The 366-nt window shown below is 48.6% G+C and carries 1 protein-coding gene; it reads left to right on the forward strand.

The window, feature by feature from the left end; translation table 11 throughout:
- Window positions 1-4 precede the first annotated feature (4 nt).
- On the forward strand, window positions 5-366 hold a 362-nt coding region (locus tag AC1DH9_RS31150), incomplete at its 3' end, for a hemerythrin domain-containing protein (protein WP_477809589.1).

The following is a 366-nucleotide window of genomic DNA, read 5'->3' on the forward strand; positions in this document are numbered from 1 at the left end:
TTATATGAACACCCTGTTGAATGAACTGCACACCTACCATCATGAGGTGGCTAAAAAAATTACCCAGATCAAAGCATTACTGGGAAAAATGAAGCATGAGTCCGCCGATGCCGATGATCGCACGTTGTTGTTTCAGGAACTGGAAGCCTTGCATGGCGACGCAGAGCGGCATCACCATGAAAATGAAGAGATTATCCGGCGGGCCTTGCTGGAGACCGAGGCACCGATCCACCCACGGGTCAAGGATATCGAGCGCGACCATCTGGCATTTGGGCGCATTGCTGGACAACTCAAGGCGTTGGAAGACTCAACTCAGGAAATAAAAGTGATCGCTGATACCATCGATGACTTTATCAAGAAATACTA

The sequence above is a fragment of the Pseudomonas sp. 05T35 genome (assembly GCF_056396605.1).